This window comes from Geminocystis herdmanii PCC 6308 (assembly GCF_000332235.1).
Lineage (GTDB): Bacteria > Cyanobacteriota > Cyanobacteriia > Cyanobacteriales > Cyanobacteriaceae > Geminocystis > Geminocystis herdmanii.
Genome location: NZ_CM001775.1, coordinates 159,515 through 185,361, shown reverse-complemented (window position 1 = coordinate 185,361; position 25,847 = coordinate 159,515). Strand labels below are relative to the sequence as shown.

Genomic DNA, 25,847 nt, shown 5'->3' with positions numbered 1-25,847 from the left:
GTAATTAAATATAAATTTTGTTTGTCAAAAATAAATGATTTTGTTGGGTTGAGGAAACGAAACCCAACCTACAATAGACTCCTTACTCCTTACTCCTTAGGATTCGCATAGATTAAAAAAGTCGTAGTGATTCAAGCCGTCAATGATTCCGTCTGCAAATTGTCGATGGGAAAAGTATATCGGTTCTACTTCACTAAGGTTAGAAAGCTCCTCTTGATGACGATTCGCAACTACCACAGATAATGTGTTACCTAGCATCATATCTTCATCACCTCCCGAACCTCCTGCCGTGAGAATACGATTTAAAGGTATATCCCATTGACTAGAAAACCATCTTACAGCGTAGCCTTTGGATGCTCTAATGGGTATAATATCCAAAAATTGTCCAAAAGAAAAGATGACATTCACGGTTTGTTCATTTTGAAGCAGTATTCTCTTAATATCTTCTATTTTTGGTGCGATCGTAGGATCATAAAAATAACTAATTTTGTAGAGACTTTGTTCTGTTTTAGGCTGTAGAGTTAATCCTTCCAATTCTGATAATAAGGTGGCGATGCTTTGACGATTCCATTGGTAGTTAATATGAGTTGTCCAAGCAGTATCTCGGATTAAGTCTTGAGAATAGTAGATTTCTGTACCCATGCTTGTTATTAAAACGTCTGGTTGCACTATATCATATTCTCTTAAAACCTTTAGGGCGGAGTCGAGTCTTCTCCCTGTGGCAAGACAGAAACTAATGTTTTTGCGTTTTTCTTGAATTAACACCATTAATTTCCCTAATGATTCTCGATCGCCCAGTAAGTTTTGATCTATACTAGAGACGATCGCACCGTTATGATACAACATTGCCCTACGTTGGGTAGGCATCCTGACTAACCGTTCATTCTTATCGATAATCGGTTGTAAGACTTTGAGATAGGTTTCTACATGGGAAGCCCAAGTATAATATTCTTTAACCTTCGTAACGCCATTGTGAGCAAAAATCTGCCATTGAGCTTTTTCCCGAATTACTTTTAAAATCTTATCACCAATGTCTTGAGGGTCAAGGGGATCGATTAAATAACCATTCTGACAGTTTTTGATTATATCGATCGGTCCTCCGTCTTTAGTGGCTACAATGGGTAAACCACTAGCGGCAGCTTCAATTAAGGTTAAGCCAAAAGGTTCGGTTAAAGCAGGATTCACGAAAACGCCTCCCGACAACGCCGCTAAACGATACATTATTTCGATATTATCTAAGGTGATGGTTTTAGGATAGGCTACCTTACCATATAAATCATATCGATCGATCATCAATAATAAATCAGTAAAAATGTCTTGGAGACTTTCATCTAAATCTTTGACATCATTTCTTGTACCTGCAAAAATAACTAAATTTGCTTCCTCTTGTAATTCTGAATTTTGTCCAAAGGCTTCAATAAGGGTAATGATATTTTTTCTCTGATCTAACCGTGAAAGAGCTAGTATAATAGGCTTATGAGGATTAGTTAAAAATCGCTCGATCGATTGGAAAACCTCACTATCCCACTCGTTACCCTCTGGGGGATAGAATTTTTCCACATCCGTACCCGGAGGAATGACACGCATTTGTGATGGTTCATAATAATCGTACTGGGCATACTGCTCATTTATTTCCTGAGAAGTGCTAGTAATAACCCTTTGTGCCGAGCTTAAAGTTTCTTCTTCTGCATTGATACGGCGAATCATCTTATAGCGTTGCTCAATTATCTCTTTTTTCACCCCACTAGCCAACAATCTTTTACGCTTACTTCTTCCTAAAGAATGCCCCGTATGAATCAACGGAATTCCTAACTGATGAGACAATCTCACCCCAACGTAACCAGCATCAGCATAATGAGTATGAATAACATCAGGTAATCTTTCTTGACTCTTTAAAAATTCGATCGCATTATCGGCAAAATTATCCAAATAATCCCACAATTCTTCCTTTGGTATATAGTCATCATTGCCTCCACTTATACGAACAATGTTCGCTTTTTCCCTAATAGTTTCCAGTTGTTGACTATAATCATCATTAACCTGAGCATCGATTAACAATTTCGTCATCAAATCGACTCTTTCCACTTCTTCTCGTTGGGATAATGCTTCTGCTAACTCTAAAACATACTTTGTTTGTCCACCAGTATCTGCATCCTTCCCTAATTCTAAATCTTTTCCTCTTATTAGACCGTGAATGCTAATGAGTAAGATATATTTTTGTGAATTTTTCATTATCTTAGTGATACAACGTACTTGATTTTATTATAACCTAAATGGGATTATTCGATATAATTATTACAATGAGCTACTTTATGTAAGAAGTTTACAACCTCTTTTATACTTGGCGAGGGCATAATTTGAGTTTGGTGAAGGTAGGCAAAAGGCAAGTAGGCAAGAGGCAACTATACATTTTGCAACATCAGATTATAACCTTGATGAGTATAACTTAACAATTTCTCTAAGAAAACAAGATAACAAGCAAATCTTTTATAACTTCATTGCTTCAATAATTTTCATGGTTTCTACACTAACAGTTGTCACTTTTTTTAACAACTCAATTACCGCCTCTTTATAGTCAGCAAATCGATAATTATTAAACTTTTCAGCTATAGTTTTATCCTTAGATTTTTTCTCTTTATATTGATCTAAAATCCACTCTAAAGCACTACGATTTCCTAGTTTATATTCCCATGCTAAAGGAGGAATTTCTGTTAAAGTTGTTACCTCATCAATAATGATTTTATGGTTAACTTTATCTGCTTTTAGTTTCGGTTTAGGAGTAGCTTCTGGATTATTTAAGGGGATATCTATTCTAGTTAATTTATAAGGTTTAATGGTTTCATAATTGAGGTGTAATTCTATTAATTGTTTACCCCATTTACTCCACTGCCAAAAGTCATTATAAAAGGGTATTCTCGGAAACTCTCGTTTTAAATTTAACTCATATTTCGATCGATATTCTGGGTTATATAAAACTCCATAAACGTAATGAAAAATATCAATCTTTTCAATATTATTAATCTTATTATCCTCCCCCGTAAAACAGGCATCTTGCCTGTCTGACAGTGACAGCCTAGAAGGCTGTTCCACATTGTAATATTTTTTAAATTTATTTAATGCCCAATCCGTTATATTCTCTTTTCTCTCTCCATTTTCATATCTATATAATGGCAAACATTGACAACCAGCAGGTAAACAATTCATATCAACAATCTTCCTTGAGATTAAGCAATGAAAATCTTTAGGTGATGATATTCCGGGTAATATGATTATTTTATTATCTACATTATCTTCTGTTTTTAAAGAAAACCAATAAGAGGGCATTCTATTAAAATGTCTATCAAAATAAAAATAATTTGACGAAAAAGGACGATATAAAGAATCTGTTATTTGCTGAATATCGAAGTTTTTATTAATTTTTTTATCTAAGTATTTAGTTAATTCTCTATCCCATTTAATTTTATCCTTATCTTGATATTTATTATCTTGTAATGTTGCTTGATAAGTATTGATTAAAAATTTAACTTTAATTTCTAAATTTTCTTTATTAATATCATAAACCCATTCATCTCTACCCGTTTCCATTCCCCTAAAAAATAATTGAAAAATTGCCTCATCACAAATTTTATTTTCCAACTCTCCCGTTTCCTCATTTTTAACCGCTTTAGTTTTTCCAGCTTTCACATCTTTATCAATTAAAGGTATTAAATCATCAAAATCATTATCTGTTTGATTAATCCAATTATTATTACTATCAGGTTTTATCGTTTCAAATTCAATATTTTCTATTCTATTTTGAACAAAAAAGGCTTTTTTATCATCAGCTTTTAAATAATCATCTAATTCATGATAGTAAATTTTAAATCCTTCTTTTTTAGGATTTTTAATCAAGAAATAAACAGCAATACCTACCTTAATTAAATCACTAAATACATTGCCTCCCTCTTGTCTTCTTCTCTCTCCACTATTACGGGCATTTCCTTTAGTATTAATTACCCAAATTTCGTTAAATTCTTGAGCAATAATTTTTCTAAAACCATCAAAAGCTAAAGCATCAATAAAAGAAGAATTAGAAATAAAAGCGATAATTCCTTCATCATGTAATCTATCCGTTGCCCAACGAATAAAACGGGTGTACATATCATAAACCACTATTTGATTTTGCGCTGTACCTTCCTTAATATAACTATTTTTGATTCTTCGATCGATCGATTCATACTTACGATTAGCATTATTATCATTAAAATTTTCCTGTTTAGCATTATAGGGCGGATTGCCAATAATTACCGAGATTTTTTTCTCATTTTGTCGTTTAATTCTCTCTGTATTTTCCTCATTCATCGCAAACATATTTAACTGTTTTTCCCCCTTATCTGTAGGGTTTAAAGTATCCACTAAACAGATATTTTCAAACTCTAAATATTGCTTAGTTATCTGTTGATAAGTGTATTCGATATTGAGATTTGCTATGTAATAAGGCAAAATTGACATCTCGTTACAGTGAATCTCATTTTGATATTTATATTCAATATCTCTTGTTAATAAAGAGTCTAATATTTCTGTAATAAATGTACCTGTGCCAGTGCAAGGATCAAGAATTTCTACTCCTTTATCTCCTAATGTTTTATTAAAGTGTTTTTCTAGTAAATAATCGGTACTTTGTACCATAAATTTCACAATTTCGTTGGGAGTGTAAACTATTCCTAATCTGTCTGCTTCTTTCGGGTTATAGGCTTTATAAAAGTTTTCATAAACTACTTTTAAAAACTTCTGTTTTTCCTGATGATTAACAATACTAGAAGCAGTGCGAATAATGGCATTATAATAACTTTGAATCGTCTTAAAAGTGTTGCGTTTAACGTTACCAGTAAAGAATGTTTTGATAACTTCATTTAATTGTCGAGCGATGTTATTTTCTTGATGAAATTGCCCTTCACTAAAAATATTATTAAATATATCTTCTGTCAAAATGTGCTGAATAATCATCTCTCGAATATCATCAATATTGATGTCTGGATTGATGGATTCTTGACAGATTTTCAGAAATTTATCCCTTACCTTAATGAAATTTTGATTTGCCCCTAAATCCCCAACATTGGGGACTTCTGAATCTTGTATTACTCCCCCAGAATTGGGGGTAGGGGGGCGATTCCCAGAATTAGAGGCTGGGGGGTCTTGACGATCGATCAGTTTTCTGAGAGTATCTATTATGATAGGTAAATCTTGACTAAAATTGCTGATAGCTTGTCGAAAGTTTTTAACTTCTGCCCTTTCATAGTCTAAAAATTGGTTAAGTAAAGCGTCTAAAGCCTCATCATCCTCCATAGCAATCCGTAGAGATTCGCTACCATTTTGGATTAAAACGGCGGTTTTGGTGTCTTCAAAGAGAATATTATCGATAGGATAACCTTTACTGAGTTTGGCTTCAATTTCTGCGTCTAGGCTATCTTTTTCGTCTTTGGCTTCCCAATATCCCCAATCTAACCTCAAAGCATCCTTAACAATACCATCTAACCTAATCTTAGTCTGTAAACGAGAGACGATCGACAATTCTTCGACTAAAATAAAGTCTCTTGGGCGACAATAACCGTTTAAAAGGGTAGCGAAGGCATAACGAATCGCACCTTCATTGCTACTACCTCCATAGCGTTTTCTAGTTTCTAATTCTTTACGATATTGGTTGATGAGGAGTCGGGACATAATAAGTGAGTAGGCAAAATTAATTGTATGTTTACTTTATGAAAGGCAAAAGGCAAAAGGCAAGAGGCAACAAAGATGTAAGTTATTTTAATTAATTTTAAAATTCACAATCTATTTTGCATGAGTACTTATAGGTGGAATTAGGTTATTTTTACTAATAATAACCCATAGTATAAAGATTAATAGTATGCCCTATAATTAAAAATCTCAAGATGACTTAAAAACTTTACAAGATAAAATGAGAGAGTATATTGATAATGGCACTAGATTAGGTTGGTTAATCAATCCTCAAGATAAAAAAGTAGAGATTTATCGAGAAGATAAAACAATGGAAATATTAAATTATCCTCTTACTTTATCAGGAGAAAATATTTTACTTAAATTTGTGCTTCAATTAGATAATATTTGCTAAAATTATCTGTTTGTAGTAATGGCTATAGTTTATTATTTATTACTTTTTACTTATTACTTATTACTTTTTATTTGTCACCGTGAATCATTTTTCGACTCAATATCAACAACAACGGGCATGGGTTAACATTAATCATCAAGCCTTAGTTGATAATGTCCAAGCCTTAAAAAGTTTTCTCAATCCTCACACTCAGTTAATGGCGGTGATTAAAGCCGATGCCTATGGTCATGGAGCGGTAAAAGTTGCACAAACTATTTTACAATCAGGAGTGGACTCTTTAGCTATTGCGACTCTACCTGAAGGGATAGAATTAAGAGAAGCTGGTATCCTTGCGCCGATTATGATTTTAGGTGCGATCAATTCGATCGAACAGATCAAGGATATAGTAAAATATAACCTTGAGCCTACTTTATGCACTCCCCATCAGGCTTTTATTTTTGGGGAAACTTTAGCACAACTCAACGCTACTTTATCAGTGCATCTCAAGTTAGATACAGGAATGTCACGGCTTGGCACTCATTGGCATAATGGGATAGACTTTGTTAACTATATTCAACAATTCCCCCAGTTACACATAAGTAGTATTTATTCTCATTTAGCCACGGCGGATGATGTGGATACCACCGTGATGAAGTTACAACATTCTCGTTTTGAGGAAGTAATCTCCGCTTTAAAAGCCACGGGTGTTGATATTCCTCGTTTACATTTAGCTAACTCTGCGGGTACTTTGTGCGATCGAACCTTACATTATGATATGGTGAGAGTTGGTTTAGCTTTATATGGTATTTATCCTGCTCCTCATTTACACGACACGATAAAATTACAACCAGCCCTCGAAGTGAAAGCTCGTATTACTCAAATAAAAACCTTATCCCCCGGCACTGGGGTAAGTTATGGACATACTTTTAAGTGTGATCAAGCTACAAAAATTGCGGTGGTAGGTATCGGCTACGCTGACGGCATTCCTCGTTTATTATCTAATAAAATGAAAGTAATAATTAGAGGTAAATTTGCTGATCAAATTGGTAATATTACCATGGATCAATTAATGTTAAATATCACAGATTTTCCTGATTTAGAAGTAGAAGAAACTGTTACCTTATTAGGTAAAGAGGGAGATTTAGAAATTACTGCTGATGATTGGGCAAATTCGATCGGCACAATTTCATGGGAAATTTTATGCAGTTTTAAACATCGTTTACCCAGAGTTGTTATTGAAAATTCCTAATTGCCATTAATTGTGGTGAAACAATTTTAACTCCTGAATCTTTTTAATTCTTTGCTAATAACATCGATTAAGGAACATAATAGTCGATCGAGGGGTCAAATGATATAACTTTCAACAGAATCAACAATTTAACCTTAAAATGTATCAAAGGATGTCCTAGTATTATTTATAATAGTTACAGCAATTTTGGCTGTGAGGAAAAAAAATTCAATCATCAAAAGAAATCAACTATGCTTAAATCATTTATATCTACCAAATTATCAGTTTTAGCTTTAACAACCCTCTCCGCTATTTTACCGTTTTCATCGGCACAAGCAGTCACATTTCAAGAAACAGAAGTAAATCAATCTGAGTTTATCGCTGTAGCTCAACCCTATGGGGACAATAAATACAACTTAATTGTAATAGAACAGATTGCGGGGAAAAATGCTTGTTGGAGTGAATCAGGCTCTAATCCTGTTAATGTGGACTTACTATTAGTTAATTTTGATTTTAGTGGTCATTGTCGTCGTAGTACTGATGCTAATGGTTATTCTATCAGAGCGGATGGACAAGACTACGGTTTAGACATTCTCTTAAATCTAGTCGAAAAAGACGGAAATTTATTGCTAATTGGTAATAATCGTAAAAATCTGGGGCAACCTCCCATTGTAGTAGGTACAGCACAAGGTTTGAATGGGCAACCCATGAAAATACAACTAAATCCGGGATGGCGCTTTAGTAAAAGAACCTATGAAGGTAAAATGTTAGGTCATGTTTATTTTAGCTACGATTCTGCCTCCGCCCAAACTCCTCTCCCTCTCAATAATAATAGTGAGGTGAATAATCCTGAAACTATTGATAATTTAGGAGTAACCAATACTTCCCCTGTCGTACCTGAAGAAATACCTCAAGGCACTATTCAAGAAATCGTTTCTCCTGATGTACAACCACAAAAACAAATCGTTAAACCTGTTGTTGCCCCCAGAAATACACAAGAAAATAATAGAAATACTCGTCGATCGAGCTTAACTCAATCTGGTTGGGATAGACACTAAGGAATGAGGAATTAGGAATTAAGAATTAAGAATGATAAACTTTGTTCGTAGTGAGGGTTTTAACCCTTATTTTACCTCAGTTCGACATAAAGAAAATGATGAAAACTAGACAGGTGGACAAGTGGACAAGTGGACAGGGAGAAAAATTCTTAATATTTGATGTACTTTTGAGAGAATTTTATTCATTCACAGGAAATACAATCTTCCTGTCTGCCTGTCTGCCTGTCTTCCAAGTCAGCCCTCATCTATTTTTATATCGAACTCAGGTTTATTTTAAACAATAATTGAGAGTTTTTGCCAAATTATCTTCAATTTCAGGAGAAAAATATTGTTTTGTTAAAGGAGTTTTATTTAAAAAATTATTAACTATTTCTATCCATTGGCTATCTTGTTTGGGCAATAATAAACCATAAAAATCACAGTTTAAAGGTAACGGTGGCACTATCTGATAATCTTCAGGATTTTTAAGATTCGATCGTAGATTATCTAATAAAATTTTACTGTCTATAATAGCATCGATCGAGCCGTTTTCCAGAGCCTCAATTTGTTTTTCAATGGCAGAAACTTCATCAAAATAAATGGGTTTAACTTGGGGATATTTTTCCTGTAAAAAATTAGCAGTAGTAGAATTATTCACTACCCCAATTTTAAAATTTTGTAACGACTGATTCGGATTAAATGTTTTCTCCATAGTTTGAGGAATTAAAAAATGATTTCCCGTCACAAAAAAAGGAATGGAAAAACTAATATCATCAAGATTTTGACTCATACTATTAGCACCACATTCTAAATGAACTTCACCATTTTTAACTAAACTATTATTTAAACTAGAAGGTAAAAAAACGACATCTGGCTTAAAAGACAATTCTAATTGTAGTTCTAAATAACTAGCTAACTCATGGGCTAAAAAATTACAATAACCTTCCCAATATCCCTCTTTATTAATAAAGCCAAAAGGAGGAGAATTTTGAGAATAAGCTACTTTTAAAATTCCCGTATTTTTAATTTCTTCCACCACAGAATCATAGTCATTTGCTAAGGGAAAAGAAACCACTAAAGGAGGTACAATTTTGATAGGTAAATTATTCCCAAAAACTTCTATAATATTTTCCTCAGTTAAATCATTAATTTGAAAAATATTAAATTTATCATTACTAGCAAATTCTCCATAATTAGGAGTAAGATAAGCTAAATATTGAGAGTTATTATTTAAGTAGGCTTCCATAAAAGCAACTGCTATGCCATGAAAATATTGGCTAGTGACATCCCGATTTTTACCAATTAATACTTCAGGTAAATTAGTTAAAGTATATTGTTGACTCGGTTGAGTAGAACTAAAATGAGTACCTGGTTGATAAAATAAGAGATGTTTGAATGGACTTTGTAACCAAATAAAAGGATGTACTTGCTCAATGACGACAGGAGTAATTACGTCATTACCCCCTGCGGTAATCATAATCGGTATTTTTATTTTACTCAAACTTTCAGCACCAAAAATCGCACTGGTGAGGGGATGAGTTGCGATGACGGCTTTAATTCTTGAGTCTTGTAGATTATATTCCACAGGAGGAAGATGGCTTCCTTGACATTGCAAAATTAAGGCAGTGTTGACAATCACTTGATTTTGATCACATTCTGTCTTTAATCGTGATATATTAAGGGGTGCTCCTGCCAAAGATAAAACCGTAGTACCCCCTAAAGAATCGCCAATAGCGCCTATTTTGCTTAAATCGACTCTTTTTGACCAAATTTCGCTTTCTGATGCCAATTCTTGCAGTCGATCGATAACTGAGGACATATCTTGAGGTCTAGCAATATATTCTACAGGACTTAAGGCACTGCTTAATGATCCTTTTAACAATTCTTCACGGTATTGTAAATCACTGCCAATGTGTTGAGGTATTGCGACTATAAAACCATAACTAGCTAAATGCTGGGCTAAATTAGCGAAATTATCTTTTAATGAGCCAAATCCATGGGATATTAAGATTAAAGGTTTCTTTTCCTCTGTATTTTGCGGAAAATAGACATCTACCTCAAAACTATATTCTCTTACAAATCCTTTATCTGTTTGTCTCAAGTCTTGTTTTTCAATAGTAATGGTTTCTTTTGCCACTTGATATGTGCCTTTTTGACTTAAATTTTCGAGGGTGTTTAAGTTTAAATCTGCATATTGTGCCTTGTCTGTGTTTGCTCTAACCTCGATCGATTTTGCAATAGCATCTCGATAACTTTGATAGAGAAATAAATCATCTTTTAACTGTGCTAATAATTCCAAATTAACATAGATACTAGAAGTAGGAAAACTGCGAAAAACATCTAAAATTGTCCATGATTTTTTCTCATTCGCAGTTGTTAAAATTGCCCCCCGAATTGCATAAAATCCATTTTTATTTCTATGGGTAGAAATCACTTTCCCTAACTCTTTTAATAAGTCTTCTGCTAAAGAAGTACGACTTAATTTCGACATGATTAAGGGATCAATATCATGAGTTTTATTAAGAAAATAGCGTATTTCTGTTAAGGTTTTTGCGTCTAAAGATGAGCTATATTGCTGTAAATCTCCCTTCATTTCTCCCGTTTTAGCAAAAGTTTCTAAGGATTCGATCGAAATAGAGAATATAAGAGAACTATGAACAAAATCAATCTTTTCTGCGGCTTTAATTTGTTGAGGAAATAAGCAACTAAAAACAATACTTATACTTAGGAAAAAAAACTGTTTTTTCATAACTAATAACCCTCAAAGAAATTTACTAATTATACATTTTTAAAATCATGAACAAATTGATTACACTTTATCGTACTTTTGCGGTTTAAAAATACTGCCGTTGTTAACAATTCTCAATTTTCAATTCTCCATTCTCCATTACCTAAGAGTACCAAATAGACTCTATTTGTTGAGCGATTAATTTACCTTTTTCCTGATTTTTTTCGGGGGTATCTTCATCTAATAACATGGTAACATGACCTAGTTTTCTTCCTAACCGAGATTCATTTTTGCCGTACCAGTGAACAAATGTACCAAGTCTCATTATTTCCTCTCGTTTTTCTTCATAGTCACTATCAGCATTCTCGAAGCCTAATAAGTTTACCATTACAGCACCAGATGACTTTAAGTCAACACTACCTAACTTTTTCCCCGTCACTGCTTGTAACTGCATAGCAAATTGAGAGGTAACACAAGCATCTAAAGTGTAATGTCCTGAATTATGGGTGCGAGGTGCGGTTTCATTGACTAAGATGTCACCCTTTTTAGTTAAAAATAGTTCTATCCCTAATACTCCTACATAGTCTAAACTAATTAATAGCGTTTGTACGATGGAGTTTATGGTTTCCTGTTGAGAAGTTGTTAACATAGTGGGGGCAATTACCCAACGACATACCTGATTTTTTTGATAGGTTGTCACTACGGGATATATCTTAATTTCGCCCAATGGGTTACGCACTCCAATAACGGCTAATTCTCGATCGAAAGGCACAAATTCCTCGATTAACAAGGGAATATTGTCAAATTTTGGCAAAATACTGGTTAATTCTGATGGTGACTTAATGATAATCGTTCCTTGTCCATCGTAACCATGACGACGAGTTTTTAACACCAAAGGAAAAGAAAAATTGTCAAAATCCGAAGAAGATTCATAAGCCTTAAAATGAGGAGTCGGCAAACCTTGTTGTTGCAAAAAACATCTTTGCTCATACTTATCCAGTAACGGTGATAAGCTAGAAAGACGAGGATAAAAAGTTACTCCCTTATCCGCTAGTGTTTGCAACTCCTCCAAATTGACAAATTCATTCTCAAAAGTGATAACATCACAAAATTCTGCTAACTCTGCTGTAATCTTAGCATCATCGATCGAACCAAAAATAGTTTTACTAGCCAAAGACACCGCCGAATCAGTCGGGGAAGGAGTTTGTATCACTAAATTGATATTTTCTTGGGAGGCAACTTGTGCCATCATCCATGCTAATTGCCCTCCTCCTATAACCCCAACTGTCTTTTTCATCTTTCACTTTAATACTTTTCTCATCTATTTTACCAAATTACGGGCTTCAATCCTGAAGAATTTTTAGTTGTATTTTAAAAAATAAGGTTAAAAGTGTTGAATTTTTGAATAAAAATCCTTAAAACTGCACACTTTTTGGTTAATGTATTATGCCTAAACTGTTGATTTTAATAGCTTTCTGATTTATTCAGCAAACCCTAAGTAGGCAAAATTAATTGTATGTTTAGTTTATGAAAGGCAAAAGGCAAAAGAAAACATAAATTTATTAACTCCTTACTTCTTACTTCTTACTCCTTACTTTTTACTCATTACTCTTTTACTCGATAGGCAACCCTTAATTTAGCCGATCGAGACCTTGCATTTGTCCTTTGTTCCTCTATACTAGGTATGATGGGTTTTTTCGTGATAATTTTTAAAAGCTCATGATCTCGAAACTGATTTTTTACGATACGATCCTCTAAACTATGGAAACTAATAACCGCCATTCTTCCCTCTGGTTTTAGCCAACTTGGCGCGACTTGCAAAAACTTCTCTAAAGAAGCTAACTCTTCATTTACCTTAATCCTCAAAGCCTGAAAAGTACGAGTCGCAGGGTGTATTTTACCATGACGATACTTACTTGGCACACAAGAAGCGATGACATTTGCTAACTCCACCGTTGTCGAAAAAGGGCGCTTTTCTACGATAGCCTTCGCAATACGGCGAGATAGCCTTTCTTCACCATAAACATAAATCAAATCCGCTAACTGCTTTTCCTGCCAACGGTTAACAATATCCTTTGCCATCAGGTGTTGACTGTTATCCATGCGCATATCCAAATCCCCGTCATGACGAAAACTGAAACCCCTTTCCCCTTGATCTAATTGCGGTGAACTTACCCCCAGATCGGCTATAATACCATCAAACTTAATATTTATCGGTAAATAATCGGCAAAATTGCCCCGCCAAAAACTGATTCTTTCTCCATAGTCTTTTAACTTTTCTTGGGCAAAATTTAAGGCTTGAATATCTCGATCGATCGCTGTCACTTTTACGGTATCATTATAAGATAAGATCAGATTAGTATGCCCTCCTCCTCCTAAAGTCGCATCTAAATAATGACCATTTTTTACAATGTTTAAATATTCGATAATTTCTTGGGGTAAAACTGATTCATGAACAAAATTTGTTGCTTTTTCTGACATAATTATCTGTTTCTTTTTTTTCACGCAAAGGCGCAAAGACGCAAAGGAATAAAGTAAAAAAAATAAAGTGGGATTAAGGTACAAAGGTACAAATACTTTATTTTTATGACTATAGCAATCCTCAATAATTTATCAATAATCTTCCTTGTCTTCTCCCTTTTCAGAAGAAAAGTTAGGGGGTGATAAAATTTTACAAATCCTTGAGGATACTCTCCCAAGATTATACCATTCTCTCGACATTATTTCTTTTTTTGAAAACTTATTTTATCTCATCCCTTATCATTAAACATCTGATAAAAAAGATATTCTATTATTTCGTAGGGGTTGAATAATATTCAATCCTGATAGAGTTTAAATCTTTCTTTTCTCAATGATAGTTGATCTTTATTTATGATATGCTAAATAACATCTTCCTTTCAGTTTTTTAGTAAGCAATGACAACAATTTTACTCTGGTTTCGTAATGATTTAAGGATTCATGATCAAGCAATTTTAACCGAAGCTCTTGCCCATCATCCTGATATAATTATACCTGTTTATTGTTTTGACGATCGACATTTTCAAACCACCAGCTTCGGCTTTCCTAAAACGGGCAAATTTCGAGCCAAATTCTTAATCGAATCTGTCACAGATTTACGCAACTCTTTACAAAAAATTGGTAATAATTTAATTATTAGACAAGGCATCCCCGAAAATATTATTTCTGATATTGCTATTCAATATAAAGTTGACTTAGTTTGTTTTTCTCAAGAAGCTACCGCCGAAGAAATTAACGTAGAAAAACAATTAACAAAAAAATTAACCCAAGCCAATATAAAAGTAAAATCTATCTGGCAATCAACCTTATATCATCCCTCAGAGTTGCCCTATAAAATAACAGAAATACCTGATTTATTTACTAACTTTCGCAAACAAATTGAACAAAAAAGTATTGTTTCTAATTGTCTAAAAACTATAAAAAAATTACCACCAATTCTTGATATAAAAATAGGAGAAATTCCCCGTTTACAAGAATTAGGTTTAGAAGACTATAAACCTTCATCAAAATCTGTCTTAAATCTTCAAGGAGGCGAAACCGAAGGTATTAAAAGACTAACAGATTATTTTTGGCAAAAAGACTGTTTAAAAGATTATAAAAAAACCCGTAACGGAATGTTAGGCAGTGACTATTCTTCTAAATTTTCTCCTTGGTTAGCCTTGGGTTGTCTTTCCCCTCGTTATATCTATGAAGAAGTCAAAAAATATGAAGCAGAAAGAGTTAAAAATGACTCAACTTACTGGCTAATTTTTGAATTACTCTGGCGGGATTTTTTCCGTTTTACTGCGGTTAAATATGGCAACAAAATTTTTCATATCTCAGGGTTACAAAATCTCTCCCTCCCTTGGCAAGAAAATTGGTCAATATTTGAAACATGGTGCGAGGGACAAACAGGCTACCCTTTAATTGATGCCAACATGAGAGAATTAAAGTCAACGGGTTTTATGTCTAATCGAGGAAGGCAAAATGTAGCCAGTTTTTTAACTAAAAATTTGGGCATAAATTGGCAAATGGGCGCCCAATGGTTCGAGTCTCTTTTAATCGATTATGATGTTTGTAGCAACTGGGGAAATTGGAATTATACCGCTGGAATTGGTAATGATGCTAGAGGTTTTCGCTACTTTAATATCCCCAAGCAATCGAAAGATTATGACTATCACGGGGATTATTTGCGTCACTGGTTGCCTGAAATTTCCGCTATTCGAGGAGAAAAAATCCATGAACCTTGGAAATTATCCTCACAGGAACAAAAAGAGCTTAATATATCATTAGGGGTTACTTATCCTCGCCCTATAGTCGATTTTTTTAAGTCTATTAAACACCAAGAAAAAGTTTATCTTACTCATATTTCATGAATACTGTCTTAATTGTAGAAGATGATCCGATCAATATGAAAGTTTTTTCCAAAATCCTGACTAAAAGAGGAGGATTTGAGGTGAAAGGTACAGAAAATGTCGATGAAGTTATTTCGATCGCCCAGTCTGGATATGCTAAAGTAATCTTAATGGATGTATCTTTAGGTAATAGTTACTATGAGGGAAAACCTGTCGATGGTATCAAAATCACTCAACTTTTAAAAGCTGACGACAAAACTAAACATATTCCGATTATTCTTGTCACTGCCCATGCTATGGAAGGGGATAAAGAAAATTTTTTAGCAGAAAGTGGTGCAAATGGTTACATTTCAAAACCAGTAGTTGATCATCAAAATTTTGTTGACACCGTTAAGGGAATAATGAGTAATAAGTAATAAGTAATAGGTAATAGATAATAGGTAATAGGTAATAGGTAATAGGTAAGGATGGCAACATTCTCCATTCTCCATTCTCCATTCTCCATTCTCCATTCTCCATTCTCCATTCTCCATTCTCCATTATTCTATGGATTTTTTATTTTTCTCAAAATTATTGCCCCTTTTTTTCTATCCTTTAGGATTAATTTTTTTATTGTTAATTATTAGCTTGATTTTGTGGTGGAAATATCCCCGTTGGCTTCCTATTCCAGTAATTATTGCTTGTTTTATCTTATTTATCGCTGGAAATACTTGGATAAGTAATTTATTGGTTAAATCCTTAGAATGGCAATATATCTCAACGGCGGAGGAGTTACCCCAAGTGGAGGCTATGGTGGTTTTAGGAGGTGGCATTAAACCTCATATTTTTCCTCGCCCAACTATTGAAGTAGCCGAGGGGGGCGATCGAGTCATTTATTCTGCTAAACTCTATAATATGGGTAAATCTCCTTTAGTTATTCCCACAGGAGGAAGAATCCCTTGGCGTGGTGGAGAAAATTTGCCATCGGAAGCTGATGATATGGCAGAATTACTTCTACTGCTTGGTGTCCCTGAATCTGCTATTATCAAAGAGGGTAATTCTTTTAATACCTATGATAATGCTGTCAATACTCGCAAAATCTTAGCTGAATTAAAGATCGATCGAATCCTGTTAGTTACTTCTGCGTTACATATGCCTCGATCGATCAAAATTTTTGAGAAACAAAACCTAACAGTAATTCCAGCACCCACAGATTATATCGTTACAGAAAAAGATTTTTCAGAAGATGCTAACTGGCAAAACTTTTTAATTAACCTTTTCCCTGACTCTGGTGCGTTAAATAATACCACTTTAGCCCTCAAAGAATATATTGGCATGATAGTTTATCGCTTGAAAGGATGGATATAACCCACATTTCGCACTTCATTTTTACCTCAGTTCGATACAAGAATGTCTGATTTAGGTAGGTTGCAGGTTGCAGGTTTCAGGTTTCAGGTGTAGTTTTCAGAAGATGATATAATTCTATCAAAAAATTGAACATAAACAAATCAATTAAGATATTTTTTTGTCAATTCTTTAACTTAATACCTAAAACCTAACACCTAATACCTAACACCTATCCTCAACTTGAGATTTTTCGACGATCGTAGGATAAAATTTAGTTATTACTTTTTTCAATCAATTATTATATAACCAGATAAGATATTTTTTTACCATGACTACTGCTATTATCGATCGAATTAATTCTATAGCCCAAAAAAGACAACTATTAGTAAAACTTTTAGAAAAACCAGATTTAGGAGGTTTACGTTTAGACGTAAATCAAGCTATTGAGGAATTAGACGAATTAATTGAAGAATTAAACAAAACTTTTTCTAATTAAAAAATCAAGTTTTTTTGTCGGATTTCCCCTAACACTGTTTGTTGAGGGGGAATTTTTTTATTGAAGAATATATCTTATTTGATCATGACTAATAGCAATCAACCACCATTAGAATCATTTACCCGCATTCAAATTTTAGTATTTATGGGAGTTACCGCCCTCATATTGTTGATGATTTCTCAATTATGGCGTTATTTTGGTGCTATTAAAATTATCCCTGTTATATTTACTTTTCAAGCTGTAGGGCTAGGTATTCTCATCGGAGCTGGTATTATTAGCGTGAGTTTAATCATTACTCAATTATGGGAAAAATATCGTATCAGTGCCGAGCAATATTTAGATTTAATTATTACTCCTTTAGTCTTTCCTGATTTAATTTGGGTAGGATTATTACCCGGATTAAGTGAAGAATTGTTATTTAGAGGTGTGATGATCCCCGCTTTTGGTTATGATTTATTAGCTATAGTTATTTCTAGTGTGATTTTTGGTATTTTACACTTGAGTGATCGACAAAACTGGCCCTATGCAGTATGGGCTAGTATTATCGGTTTTATCCTAGGTTATAGTGTTTATCTCACAGGAAATTTATTAATTCCTATTGTCGCTCACACCTTGACGAATACTTTATCTGGTTTCATCTGGAAAATAAAAAAAATACCACAAAAAAAATAAATTGATCGATAATGTTTTTATAACTACTCTATTCGATCGAAAATATTTATCTATATAAAAATTTGACTAACTCCTAATATTCCCCTTCTCAAAAAACTTTTTAATTATTATTTATTATGTTTAAAGATTGGAACTTTGACGACTGGATGAATCATCTATTATTCGTTTTTACCATATTATTACTACTGTATTCATTTATTTTTGTTTAATAGGTGGAGGAAATTTTATTATGAATGTTAAATCCGCAATTTTTTCAGGAATTATGACATCACTAATTGTGGCAATGATTGCCTTAGCCGTAAATCATATTTCTGAAAGACATCACAGAAGAAAAATTGTCGTGACAGGGGGTGCTATTCTCGGATTTGTTATTGGTGTTGCTTTTCAAGGAATAAAGGATCAAAAAGATACCCGTTATGAGGATGAATCATAATCAAACCACTATTAAAAACTATTCCCTATTCCCTATTCCCTACTCTCATCCAAAGATTTTGTAAGCACCTTTTAATTTAACCAGCCTTTTAAACGTCTTGCGACTTGTGGTCTTCTGAGTTTACGCATGGCTTTAGTTTGAATTTGTCGCACTCTTTCTCTGGATAATTCAAAAATTTTCCCTACTTCTTCAAGGGTATGAGCTTTTGAACTAGCTAAACCGTAGCGCAACACAATTACTTCTTTTTCCCGTTCACTCAAGACATCACTTAACACCGAGACAATTTCTTGGTGCATCATTGTCTCATTCATTTTTTCTTCGGGTAGAAGTAAGCTACTGTCTTCTAGTAATTCCATTAATTCAGTGTCTTCTCCTTTACCCACACGATGATTAAGGGAAAGAGATTGACGTTTTAATTGTAAGAGTTGGCTTAAGGCTTGATGGGTAATGCCCATTTCGTCGGCTAACTCCATTTCTGTCGGTTGTCTTTGTAAATCCTGTTTTAAAATCCGTTGGGCTTTTTTCAGTTTATTCAGTTTTTCGACAATATGAATGGGAAGGCGAATGGTGCGAGAATCATTGGCAATGGTGCGAGTAATTGCCTGTCGAATCCACCAATAGGCGTAAGTAGAAAATTTATAGCCTTTATCGGGATCAAATTTTTCGGCGGCACGATTTAAGCCAATAGCGCCTTCTTGAATTAAATCTAAAAATGGCACTCCACGATTCAGGTAACGTTTGGCGATCGATACTACTAACCGTAAGTTCGATCGAATCATTTTTCTTTTAGCGACTCTGCCTTTATAAAGACGATTATCTAATTGTCGCTCATTTTCTAATCCCATAGCCTTAGCTAATTCGATTTTACTAGGAGTTCGTTCTAAGGTACGGTGTAGCTCTTGTTGTTTCTCGTCACAAATACTTACAAATTTAACCGCATAGGCTAAATCCATCTCTTCTTCGGGAGTAAGTAAAGGATACCGTGCCATTTCTTTAAAAAAAGCACCGACAGAATCATCTACTTTAGACTTATTACCTCTGGATTTTTTCCCCTTGTCTTCTTCGCTGACAGAAAATTGTGCCACGACTTGATTTAATTCTTCGTCAATGTCTGCCTCCATTAAGCCATGACTATAATCGAGTTGACTGTTTAACTGATTCATTTGATAACTCCTCTTTTTTCCACATTTTCAACTTGTTATAAGTATGGTGTTTAATAAATCACTTTTTCTTTAGATGTTTTGTGATATTGAATACCAAAATATCTTTAAAGTAACTATAACAAATCTCTAATTTATAATGTAGCTAATAATAAGGCTTTTTGACGATAGATTCGGGGTGATTTATATATTTTCTTAATGTTTGACTCCAAATAAATCTGATTTAATGGGGATCAGTGAGCTTTTCTTTAACTAATATCCTGTGAGAAAAAAACTAAAAAATCTCTGATTTCTTAACAACAATTAATGATTTTTCAGAGATTATTAAAAGCTAAAAAAACGGGGATCACACTGCTATAATGGGATTGACATGATCCCCTGATAAAAAGACAGGAAGACAGGAAGACAGGAAGACAGGAAGACAGGAAGATAAGTGATGTGGTTGAACAAAAGGAGAAATTAAAGTGGACAAGGAGTTTAAAAGTCAAAAATTGATGAGTCATGAAGATTTAATTGTTTATCAGAAAGCTTTTGAAACTGCAATGACTATTTTTTATCTTTCAAAAAAATTTCCCGTGGAAGAAAAATATTCTCTTACTGATCAAATTAGACGATCGTCTCGCTCTGTGTGTGCCAATTTAGCAGAAGCATGGAGAAAAAGACGATACAAAGCCGCATTTATTGCAAAATTAAATGATTGTGAAGGGGAAGCGGCTGAAACTCAAGTCTGGCTTAATTTTTGCCTTAAGTGTAGTTATATAACAGAATCTCAAAGAAATGAACTTTATGATAATTACAATAAAATACTTAGTGGTATAGTCAAAATGATTAATAACCCTGAACATTGGCTTATCAACAAAACGTGAAATACTTTGTCCACCTGTCCACCTGTCCACTTGTCCACCTGTCCACCTGTCCACTTGTCCACCTGTCCACTTGTCTCCCTGTCCACCTGTCCACCTGTCCACCTGTCCACTTGTCTCCCTGTCCACCTGTCCACCTGTCGATCGAACTTTAGGGATTTTTGGGAAATTCTTGGGGGCGTACTTTGATGATTAGGGGTTTTCCTTGTCGATCGATCTCTACCTCTAAAATTTCATCAATATTACTTAAATCAACTTGTTCTTGAACATCTAAAGAAGTTAACACGGGTTGCCCTCCCACTTTGAGAATGACATCTCCAGCCATAAAATTAGCTTCTTCGGCGGGAGAATTAGCCACGACTTTCACCACTAAGACTCCCTGAGATTGAGTAATGGGAAAGCCTAAATTTTGGGGAATATTGCCGTTTTTGATCACATCTTCATTAAGAGTAATCATTTGAATCCCTAGATAGGGATGACTTGCTTTTCCCGTTTTTTGTAATTGTTCTGCAATTCTTGAAGCGGTTTCGATGGGGATAGCAAAACCTAAACCTTGAGCATTGGCACGAATTGCGGTATTGATGCCGATAACTTCTCCTTGGGCATTCAAAAGTGGGCCTCCTGAGTTACCCGGATTGATAGCCGCATCGGTTTGAATAAATTTGACTCGTTTATCTCCTACCCCTACTTCCGCACTCGATCGACCCAAAGCACTGATAATGCCTAAGGTAACGGTGTTATCTAACCCTAAAGGATTGCCAATGGCGATCGCCCATTGTCCGGGGGTTAAATCAGTGGTTTTACCGAGAGGAATGGTGGGTAAATTTTGCCCTGTAATTTTTACTACTGCCACATCTGTCATGGTATCGATGCCTAACACTTCACCTTCAACGGATTGACCATTTTTCATCACCACCGACACCAGTTTTGCCCCTTCTACGACATGGGCATTGGTCATAATTACACCATCAGGAGATACAATAAAACCCGAACCTGTACCCTCTTCAATACGATCGGACGGTATTTGATCAGCGAAAAAATGACGAAAAACAGGATGATCTAAATTGGGAGGAAGATTTAATGTCACTTCTCGACTAGCATCTATCCTGACTACTGCTACCCCTACTTTTTCCACTGCTGAGGCGACAAAATTAATATTTTTTTCTGTGGGAATAGTCTTTTTAAGGGCAAAATTATCGGTAATAGGGACGATCGTGGTATTATCAGAAGAAGATTTTAGGGAAGATTGAGAAGCCGTAAATTCTCGACTGCCCCAAATGCCAAGGGCAATACCAATGATAAAAAAGCCTGTGGAGAAAATAATTTTTGGTACTAATTTATTCATTTAATTTATTTCGTTAACTCAACAGCGTTTCATTTAGAATCAAGGTGTTTAGGATCACAATCTACCTTTTTAATCTAACATAACTAAGGGGTTGGGATGTTCACAAGGGCAAAATAATTCACTATAAATTATAAATTATGCGGGTTTCGATCGAAAAATTACAACAATGGAAACAAGAAAAACGTGCCATCGTCAGTTTAACAGCGTGGGATTATGCCATCGCCCAAATTTTAGATCAAGCAGGAATTGACATAATTTTAGTGGGTGACTCTTTAGCAATGGTAGCATTAGGACATCCTAACACTTTACCCGTGACTCTCGATGAAATGATCCATCACACAAAAGCCGTTTGTCGAGGAGTGCATCGAGGTTTAGTTGTCTGTGACTTACCCTTTTTAACTTATCAAAGTAATATCATTCAAGCCATTGAATCCGCAGGAAGAATCATCAAAGAAACAGGGGCAGGAGCAGTAAAATTAGAAGGTGGTTATCCCACAATGATTGAAACCGTGAGCCGTTTAACGGAAATTGGTATCCCTGTCATGGCACATATCGGATTAACCCCTCAATCGGTGAAGATGTTGGGTTATAAAAAACAAGGCATTACTTTAGAAGCTCAAGAGAAAATATTTAATGAAGCCGTAGCCTTAGAAAAAGCAGGAGCATTCTCGATCGTGCTAGAACATATTACCGAAGAATTAGCCACTCGTATCACCAAAACCTTATCAATTCCCACCATTGGCATCGGTGCTGGAAATCATTGTGATGGACAAGTATTAGTTACCGCCGACTTGTTAGGATTATCCGCCAAATTACCACCCTTTGCTCGATCGTACACTAATTTAAGAGAGATTATTTTCGACTCTGTCACCCATTTTGCAGAAGATGTAAAATCCGAAAATTTTCCTGATAAAAATTAGGTCGAATTTCCCCTCTCCTGTGGGCAAGGGGCTAGGGGAGAGGGTTTAGAATATTGTAAATTTCACGATCGTTATTTCGATAAAAACTAAATTACTTATAAAATAGAAAATATTTGCTCAGGAGGCTCAATATGGTAACACTAACCCCAGTAAAACCCCAAATTACCCTAGAAGAATTTTTAAAACAACCAGAAACAAAACCCTATACAGAATACATTGACGGAAAAATAGAGCAAAAACCCATGTCTCAAGGACAACATAGTCTATTGCAAGTATGTTTAGGGACAACCATTAATGAATTTGTGTTACCTAAAAAGTTAGCTCATGCTTTCACTGAATTAAGATGTAACTTCCTCGATCGATCCATCGTGCCAGATATTAGTATTTTTCTCTGGAATCGTATTCCCAAAGATGAAAAAGGAAGAATTGCTAATCGTTTTAATCTTCATCCTGATTGGGTAATTGAAATCTTGTCTCCCGAACAATCTGCCAATAAAATCATCAAAAAAATTATGTTTTGTGTGAATCAGGGTACACAATTAGCATGGTTAATCGATCCTGAAGATGAATCAGTAATGATTTTTAAACCGAATCAGTTTCCCGAAATTAAATCTGACGATGAAATTTTACCCGTTTTAGACGAGCTTAAAGAAATGCAATTATCCGTTAAAGAAATGTTTAGTTGGTTAAACCTATCTGATTAGACATGGATCACATTTTAGGTAGAGACGTAAAATTTTACATCTTTACAATAGTTTTAACAAAAATGTAAGCTAAAATAATTGATTAAACAGATTGAAGGAAGTAGCAAGTATGTTTGTCCAAGAAAAAATCGACGATGATTTGAGACAAAAACAAAAGTTGGTAACTTTAGAAGAATTTTGGAATTGGTACCCCGATGGTTATGAAGGTCGATTTGAATTACATAATGGAGTTATTGTCAAAATCCAACCTACTGGTACTCATGAACAAGTGGCTGGTTTCCTCGCTATGGAAATAGGTTTTGAAATTAAGCGTTTCAATTTACCCTTATTTATCCCTCGTCAAGGATTAATTAAAGCCATAGATACAGATAAATCAGCTTATATTCCTGATGTGATGGTATTAGACAATAATTCTATCAAAAATAATGAACCAATGTGGAAAAAACGATCGACTATTACTCAGGGAAAAACAGTTAAATTAGCCATCGAAGTAGTGAGTACCAATTGGCAAGATGACTATTTGATGAAATTAGGAGATTACGAAAAATTAGGTATAGAAGAATACTGGATTATTGATTATTTGGGGTTAGGGGGAAGACGATATATTGGTACACCAAAACAACCAACTATATCTATTTATCATTTAGTGGAAGGAGAATATACCCTAGATTTATTTCAATCTCAAGATGTTCTGAAATCTTCCTTATTTCCCGAACTTAGTTTAACCGCAGAACAAATTTTTCAAGTAGGGCAGTAATGGGAAGGTTTAAAAGTAAAAATGTGATCGCCCTTCGTCGTGAACCCTTTAGGATAAAAATCATTAAAATATATTAGAATCAAAAAATTTTAAAAAGTTGTTAGGAAGGTGCGATCAAATATACTCAGGAAATGATTAAATTTTTATAGTGAACTAAGTACTTATGCAAAATAGATTGTGAATTTTAAAATTAATTAAAATAACTTATATCTTTGTTGCCTCTTGCCTTTTGCCTTTTGCCTTTCATAAAGTAAATATACAATTAATTTTGCCTACTCACTTACCATACACCAAATCAAAGATGATGGTACCTGAGTTCGACATAAAATTTTAGATTAGGGTAGGAGATAGGAGATAGGATACAGGAGATAGTAGTAAGAATTGATTTAAACTTATGTAAAATTAATTTTTGGCAATTACTTACCTTTATTCAATTATTTTCTTTGACTAAAGTTTCAACAGTTATTACTCAATAACCCTTATTTTAAAAGGTTTTTAATCTCGAACTCAGGTGATGGTGTAGGCTTCCTACCCAGAAACTAAAAATCTTGATCGAAAAACTTAAAATATAACAAAATAGCCCCTCAATATTCATCATCTGTTAACATTTTAGAAGCTCATAAATAACATAATTAACAACAACCATGACAGAAGTTACCCAAGAAATCATCATCGAATCAGGTAGGACAGAAAAACAATATTGGAAAGATATATGGAAATATCGTGAATTGTTTTATTTCTTGGCATGGAGAGATATTCTGGTTCGCTATAAACAAACTGCCATCGGTATTGCTTGGGCTTTAATCCGTCCTTTTCTAACAATGCTAGTATTTACCGTGATTTTTGGTAAGTTAGCCAAACTACCTTCCGAAGGTGTACCCTACCCCATCTTAGTATTTGCAGGAATGCTTCCTTGGCAATTTTTCGCCAACTCTTTATCGGAATGTAGTAATAGTTTAATTGGTAACGCCAATCTCATTTCTAAAGTTTATTTTCCCCGTTTAATTGTACCCACCAGTGCAGTGGTAGTAAGTTTTGTGGACTTTATGATTTCAGGAATGATTTTACTCGGTTTGATGGCTTGGTATAACTTTGTACCCACTTGGAGAATTATTACCCTACCTATTTTTATTCTCATTGCCTTTGCTCTTTCCATGGGTGCTGGTTTATGGTTTGCTTCCTTGAATGTTCAATACCGAGATTTTCGTTTCATTGTGCCGTTTGTGGTGCAATTTGGTCTTTATGCTTCTCCTGTCGGTTTTAGTAGTTCCATTGTCCCTGAAAAATGGCGTTTACTTTATTCTTTAAATCCTATGGTGGGAGTTATCGATGGTTTTCGGTGGGCAATTCTAGGGGGAGAATATAAATTACATTTATTAGGCTTTACTGTTTCATTAATTTTGGTTGGTTTATTTTTAGTATCAGGAATTTGGTTTTTTCGTAAAATGGAGAGAACTTTCGCAGATGTAATTTAGTTTCATGATATAAAATCGACAAAAAAACATCAAGTAATACCTGAGTGAACTATAAAAATAGATGATGAATGACTTGGAAGACAGGAAGATTGTACTTTGCATAAATCAATAAAATTATTTTAAAGGGCATTGAAATATTAAGAATTTTTCTACCTGTCCACTTGTCCACTTGTCCACCTGTCTCGTTTTCACCACTTTTCTTATATCGAACTGAGGTAAGTAATAGTCTTCTGATTCCCATGAGCAAACCCTAATTAAAA

At 34.4% G+C, this 25,847-nt stretch carries 21 protein-coding genes and 1 pseudogene; 14 read left to right on the top strand and 8 right to left on the bottom strand.

Annotated features, from left to right (window positions below):
* Positions 1-96 precede the first annotated feature (96 nt).
* Entirely contained in the window at positions 97-2,232 is a 2,136-nt protein-coding gene (locus SYN6308_RS01025; protein ID WP_017292567.1) for an HAD family hydrolase, read from the bottom strand.
* A 255-nt stretch (positions 2,233-2,487) separates the two neighbouring features.
* The gene (locus tag SYN6308_RS01020) at positions 2,488-5,700 is read right to left on the bottom strand and encodes a type ISP restriction/modification enzyme (RefSeq protein ID WP_017292566.1); all 3,213 of its coding nucleotides are present in this window, start codon (positions 5,698-5,700) and stop codon (positions 2,488-2,490) included.
* A gap of 211 nt (positions 5,701-5,911) precedes the next feature.
* On the opposite strand from SYN6308_RS01020, the pseudogene SYN6308_RS23675 reads away from it, so the two are divergent.
* The 3 genes and pseudogenes from SYN6308_RS23675 to SYN6308_RS21355 all read left to right on the top strand — a co-directional run.
* Positions 5,912-6,112, top strand: a pseudogene (locus SYN6308_RS23675) (Uma2 family endonuclease); the annotation flags it as partial.
* 79 nt (positions 6,113-6,191) lie between these two features.
* Positions 6,192-7,340 (top strand): alanine racemase, encoded by a 1,149-nt coding sequence (gene alr / locus SYN6308_RS01010; RefSeq protein ID WP_017292564.1) that lies wholly within the window; start codon positions 6,192-6,194, stop codon positions 7,338-7,340.
* A 230-nt stretch (positions 7,341-7,570) separates the two neighbouring features.
* Positions 7,571-8,377: a DUF3747 domain-containing protein gene (locus SYN6308_RS21355; RefSeq protein WP_017292563.1), complete on the top strand. Its 807-nt coding sequence runs from the start codon at positions 7,571-7,573 to the stop codon at positions 8,375-8,377.
* 268 nt (positions 8,378-8,645) lie between these two features.
* Here SYN6308_RS21355 and SYN6308_RS21350 read toward each other — a convergent pair whose 3' ends face one another.
* The 3 genes from SYN6308_RS21350 to rsmH form a co-directional block, all read right to left on the bottom strand.
* A complete protein-coding gene (locus SYN6308_RS21350) occupies positions 8,646-11,105 on the bottom strand; it encodes an alpha/beta hydrolase (protein ID WP_017292561.1) in 2,460 nt (819 codons plus the stop codon).
* Between the two features lie 142 nt (positions 11,106-11,247).
* Positions 11,248-12,381: a 5-(carboxyamino)imidazole ribonucleotide synthase gene (locus tag SYN6308_RS00990; protein WP_017292560.1), complete on the bottom strand. Its 1,134-nt coding sequence runs from the start codon at positions 12,379-12,381 to the stop codon at positions 11,248-11,250.
* A 308-nt stretch (positions 12,382-12,689) separates the two neighbouring features.
* Positions 12,690-13,565, bottom strand: coding sequence for a 16S rRNA (cytosine(1402)-N(4))-methyltransferase RsmH (rsmH, locus tag SYN6308_RS00985; protein ID WP_017292559.1), 876 nt, complete (start codon positions 13,563-13,565; stop codon positions 12,690-12,692).
* A 434-nt stretch (positions 13,566-13,999) separates the two neighbouring features.
* Between rsmH and SYN6308_RS00975 the strand changes: the two genes are divergently transcribed.
* Both SYN6308_RS00975 and SYN6308_RS00970 read left to right on the top strand, forming a co-directional pair.
* Positions 14,000-15,457 carry a DASH family cryptochrome gene (locus SYN6308_RS00975; RefSeq protein WP_017292557.1) on the top strand — a complete coding sequence of 486 codons (1,458 nt, stop codon included), beginning with the start codon at positions 14,000-14,002 and terminating at the stop codon, positions 15,455-15,457.
* On the top strand, positions 15,454-15,852 hold the full coding sequence (locus tag SYN6308_RS00970; protein ID WP_017292556.1) for a response regulator: 399 nt from the start codon (positions 15,454-15,456) through the stop codon (positions 15,850-15,852). The genes SYN6308_RS00975 and SYN6308_RS00970 overlap by 4 nt, the downstream gene beginning before the upstream one ends.
* Here the strand turns inward: SYN6308_RS00970 and SYN6308_RS24365 are convergent.
* Positions 15,827-15,976 (bottom strand): hypothetical protein, encoded by a 150-nt coding sequence (locus tag SYN6308_RS24365; RefSeq protein WP_237741241.1) that lies wholly within the window; start codon positions 15,974-15,976, stop codon positions 15,827-15,829. The two genes, SYN6308_RS00970 and SYN6308_RS24365, sit on opposite strands and share 26 nt — an antisense overlap.
* A gap of 6 nt (positions 15,977-15,982) precedes the next feature.
* Here SYN6308_RS24365 and SYN6308_RS00965 point away from each other — a divergent pair, with 6 nt between their 5' ends.
* The 4 genes from SYN6308_RS00965 to SYN6308_RS00950 all read left to right on the top strand — a co-directional run bounded on the left by SYN6308_RS00965 (position 15,983) and on the right by SYN6308_RS00950 (position 18,363).
* Positions 15,983-16,783 (top strand): YdcF family protein, encoded by an 801-nt coding sequence (locus SYN6308_RS00965; protein ID WP_026101844.1) that lies wholly within the window; start codon positions 15,983-15,985, stop codon positions 16,781-16,783.
* A gap of 307 nt (positions 16,784-17,090) precedes the next feature.
* Entirely contained in the window at positions 17,091-17,258 is a 168-nt protein-coding gene (locus SYN6308_RS25070) for a hypothetical protein (protein WP_017292554.1), read from the top strand.
* An 84-nt stretch (positions 17,259-17,342) separates the two neighbouring features.
* Complete coding sequence (locus SYN6308_RS00955) at positions 17,343-17,930, top strand: CPBP family intramembrane glutamic endopeptidase (RefSeq protein ID WP_017292553.1); 588 nt, start codon at positions 17,343-17,345, stop codon at positions 17,928-17,930.
* A 262-nt stretch (positions 17,931-18,192) separates the two neighbouring features.
* Entirely contained in the window at positions 18,193-18,363 is a 171-nt protein-coding gene (locus SYN6308_RS00950; protein ID WP_237741240.1) for a hypothetical protein, read from the top strand.
* A gap of 71 nt (positions 18,364-18,434) precedes the next feature.
* Here the strand turns inward: SYN6308_RS00950 and SYN6308_RS00945 are convergent, their stop codons facing one another.
* Positions 18,435-19,526 carry an RNA polymerase sigma factor, RpoD/SigA family gene (locus SYN6308_RS00945; RefSeq protein WP_017292551.1) on the bottom strand — a complete coding sequence of 364 codons (1,092 nt, stop codon included), beginning with the start codon at positions 19,524-19,526 and terminating at the stop codon, positions 18,435-18,437.
* A gap of 491 nt (positions 19,527-20,017) precedes the next feature.
* Between SYN6308_RS00945 and SYN6308_RS00940 the strand changes: the two genes are divergently transcribed.
* On the top strand, positions 20,018-20,389 hold the full coding sequence (locus SYN6308_RS00940; protein ID WP_040466923.1) for a four helix bundle protein: 372 nt from the start codon (positions 20,018-20,020) through the stop codon (positions 20,387-20,389).
* Between the two features lie 148 nt (positions 20,390-20,537).
* Here SYN6308_RS00940 and SYN6308_RS00935 read toward each other — a convergent pair whose 3' ends face one another.
* Positions 20,538-21,731 carry an HhoA/HhoB/HtrA family serine endopeptidase gene (locus SYN6308_RS00935; RefSeq protein ID WP_017292549.1) on the bottom strand — a complete coding sequence of 398 codons (1,194 nt, stop codon included), beginning with the start codon at positions 21,729-21,731 and terminating at the stop codon, positions 20,538-20,540.
* A 137-nt stretch (positions 21,732-21,868) separates the two neighbouring features.
* Here SYN6308_RS00935 and panB point away from each other — a divergent pair, with 137 nt between their 5' ends.
* The 4 genes from panB (at position 21,869) to SYN6308_RS00915 (ending at position 25,587) form a co-directional block, all read left to right on the top strand.
* Entirely contained in the window at positions 21,869-22,651 is a 783-nt protein-coding gene (gene panB / locus SYN6308_RS00930; protein ID WP_017292548.1) for a 3-methyl-2-oxobutanoate hydroxymethyltransferase, read from the top strand.
* A 131-nt stretch (positions 22,652-22,782) separates the two neighbouring features.
* Positions 22,783-23,355: a Uma2 family endonuclease gene (locus tag SYN6308_RS00925; RefSeq protein WP_017292547.1), complete on the top strand. Its 573-nt coding sequence runs from the start codon at positions 22,783-22,785 to the stop codon at positions 23,353-23,355.
* Positions 23,356-23,464: 109 nt separating this feature from the next.
* The gene (locus SYN6308_RS00920; RefSeq protein WP_017292546.1) at positions 23,465-24,112 is read left to right on the top strand and encodes a Uma2 family endonuclease; all 648 of its coding nucleotides are present in this window, start codon (positions 23,465-23,467) and stop codon (positions 24,110-24,112) included.
* A gap of 644 nt (positions 24,113-24,756) precedes the next feature.
* Positions 24,757-25,587: an ABC transporter permease gene (locus SYN6308_RS00915; RefSeq protein ID WP_017292545.1), complete on the top strand. Its 831-nt coding sequence runs from the start codon at positions 24,757-24,759 to the stop codon at positions 25,585-25,587.
* Positions 25,588-25,847 lie beyond the last annotated feature (260 nt).

Coding starts and splice junctions, on each gene's coding strand:
- SYN6308_RS00925 (WP_017292547.1), top strand. CDS start 22,783: ATGGTAACACTAACCCCAGTAAAACCCCAAATTACCCTAGAAGAATTT.
- SYN6308_RS25070 (WP_017292554.1), top strand. CDS start 17,091: ATGACTACTGCTATTATCGATCGAATTAATTCTATAGCCCAAAAAAGA.
- SYN6308_RS00955 (WP_017292553.1), top strand. CDS start 17,343: ATGACTAATAGCAATCAACCACCATTAGAATCATTTACCCGCATTCAA.
- SYN6308_RS00915 (WP_017292545.1), top strand. CDS start 24,757: ATGACAGAAGTTACCCAAGAAATCATCATCGAATCAGGTAGGACAGAA.
- panB (WP_017292548.1), top strand. CDS start 21,869: ATGCGGGTTTCGATCGAAAAATTACAACAATGGAAACAAGAAAAACGT.
- SYN6308_RS21350 (WP_017292561.1), bottom strand. CDS start 11,105: ATGAAAAAACAGTTTTTTTTCCTAAGTATAAGTATTGTTTTTAGTTGC.
- SYN6308_RS01020 (WP_017292566.1), bottom strand. CDS start 5,700: ATGTCCCGACTCCTCATCAACCAATATCGTAAAGAATTAGAAACTAGA.
- SYN6308_RS00940 (WP_040466923.1), top strand. CDS start 20,018: ATGAGTCATGAAGATTTAATTGTTTATCAGAAAGCTTTTGAAACTGCA.
- SYN6308_RS21355 (WP_017292563.1), top strand. CDS start 7,571: ATGCTTAAATCATTTATATCTACCAAATTATCAGTTTTAGCTTTAACA.
- SYN6308_RS24365 (WP_237741241.1), bottom strand. CDS start 15,976: ATGGAGAATGGAGAATGGAGAATGGAGAATGGAGAATGGAGAATGGAG.
- SYN6308_RS00975 (WP_017292557.1), top strand. CDS start 14,000: ATGACAACAATTTTACTCTGGTTTCGTAATGATTTAAGGATTCATGAT.
- rsmH (WP_017292559.1), bottom strand. CDS start 13,565: ATGTCAGAAAAAGCAACAAATTTTGTTCATGAATCAGTTTTACCCCAA.
- SYN6308_RS00935 (WP_017292549.1), bottom strand. CDS start 21,731: ATGAATAAATTAGTACCAAAAATTATTTTCTCCACAGGCTTTTTTATC.
- SYN6308_RS00965 (WP_026101844.1), top strand. CDS start 15,983: ATGGATTTTTTATTTTTCTCAAAATTATTGCCCCTTTTTTTCTATCCT.
- SYN6308_RS00950 (WP_237741240.1), top strand. CDS start 18,193: ATGACATCACTAATTGTGGCAATGATTGCCTTAGCCGTAAATCATATT.
- SYN6308_RS00945 (WP_017292551.1), bottom strand. CDS start 19,526: ATGAATCAGTTAAACAGTCAACTCGATTATAGTCATGGCTTAATGGAG.
- SYN6308_RS00990 (WP_017292560.1), bottom strand. CDS start 12,381: ATGAAAAAGACAGTTGGGGTTATAGGAGGAGGGCAATTAGCATGGATG.
- SYN6308_RS00970 (WP_017292556.1), top strand. CDS start 15,454: ATGAATACTGTCTTAATTGTAGAAGATGATCCGATCAATATGAAAGTT.
- SYN6308_RS00920 (WP_017292546.1), top strand. CDS start 23,465: ATGTTTGTCCAAGAAAAAATCGACGATGATTTGAGACAAAAACAAAAG.
- SYN6308_RS01025 (WP_017292567.1), bottom strand. CDS start 2,232: ATGAAAAATTCACAAAAATATATCTTACTCATTAGCATTCACGGTCTA.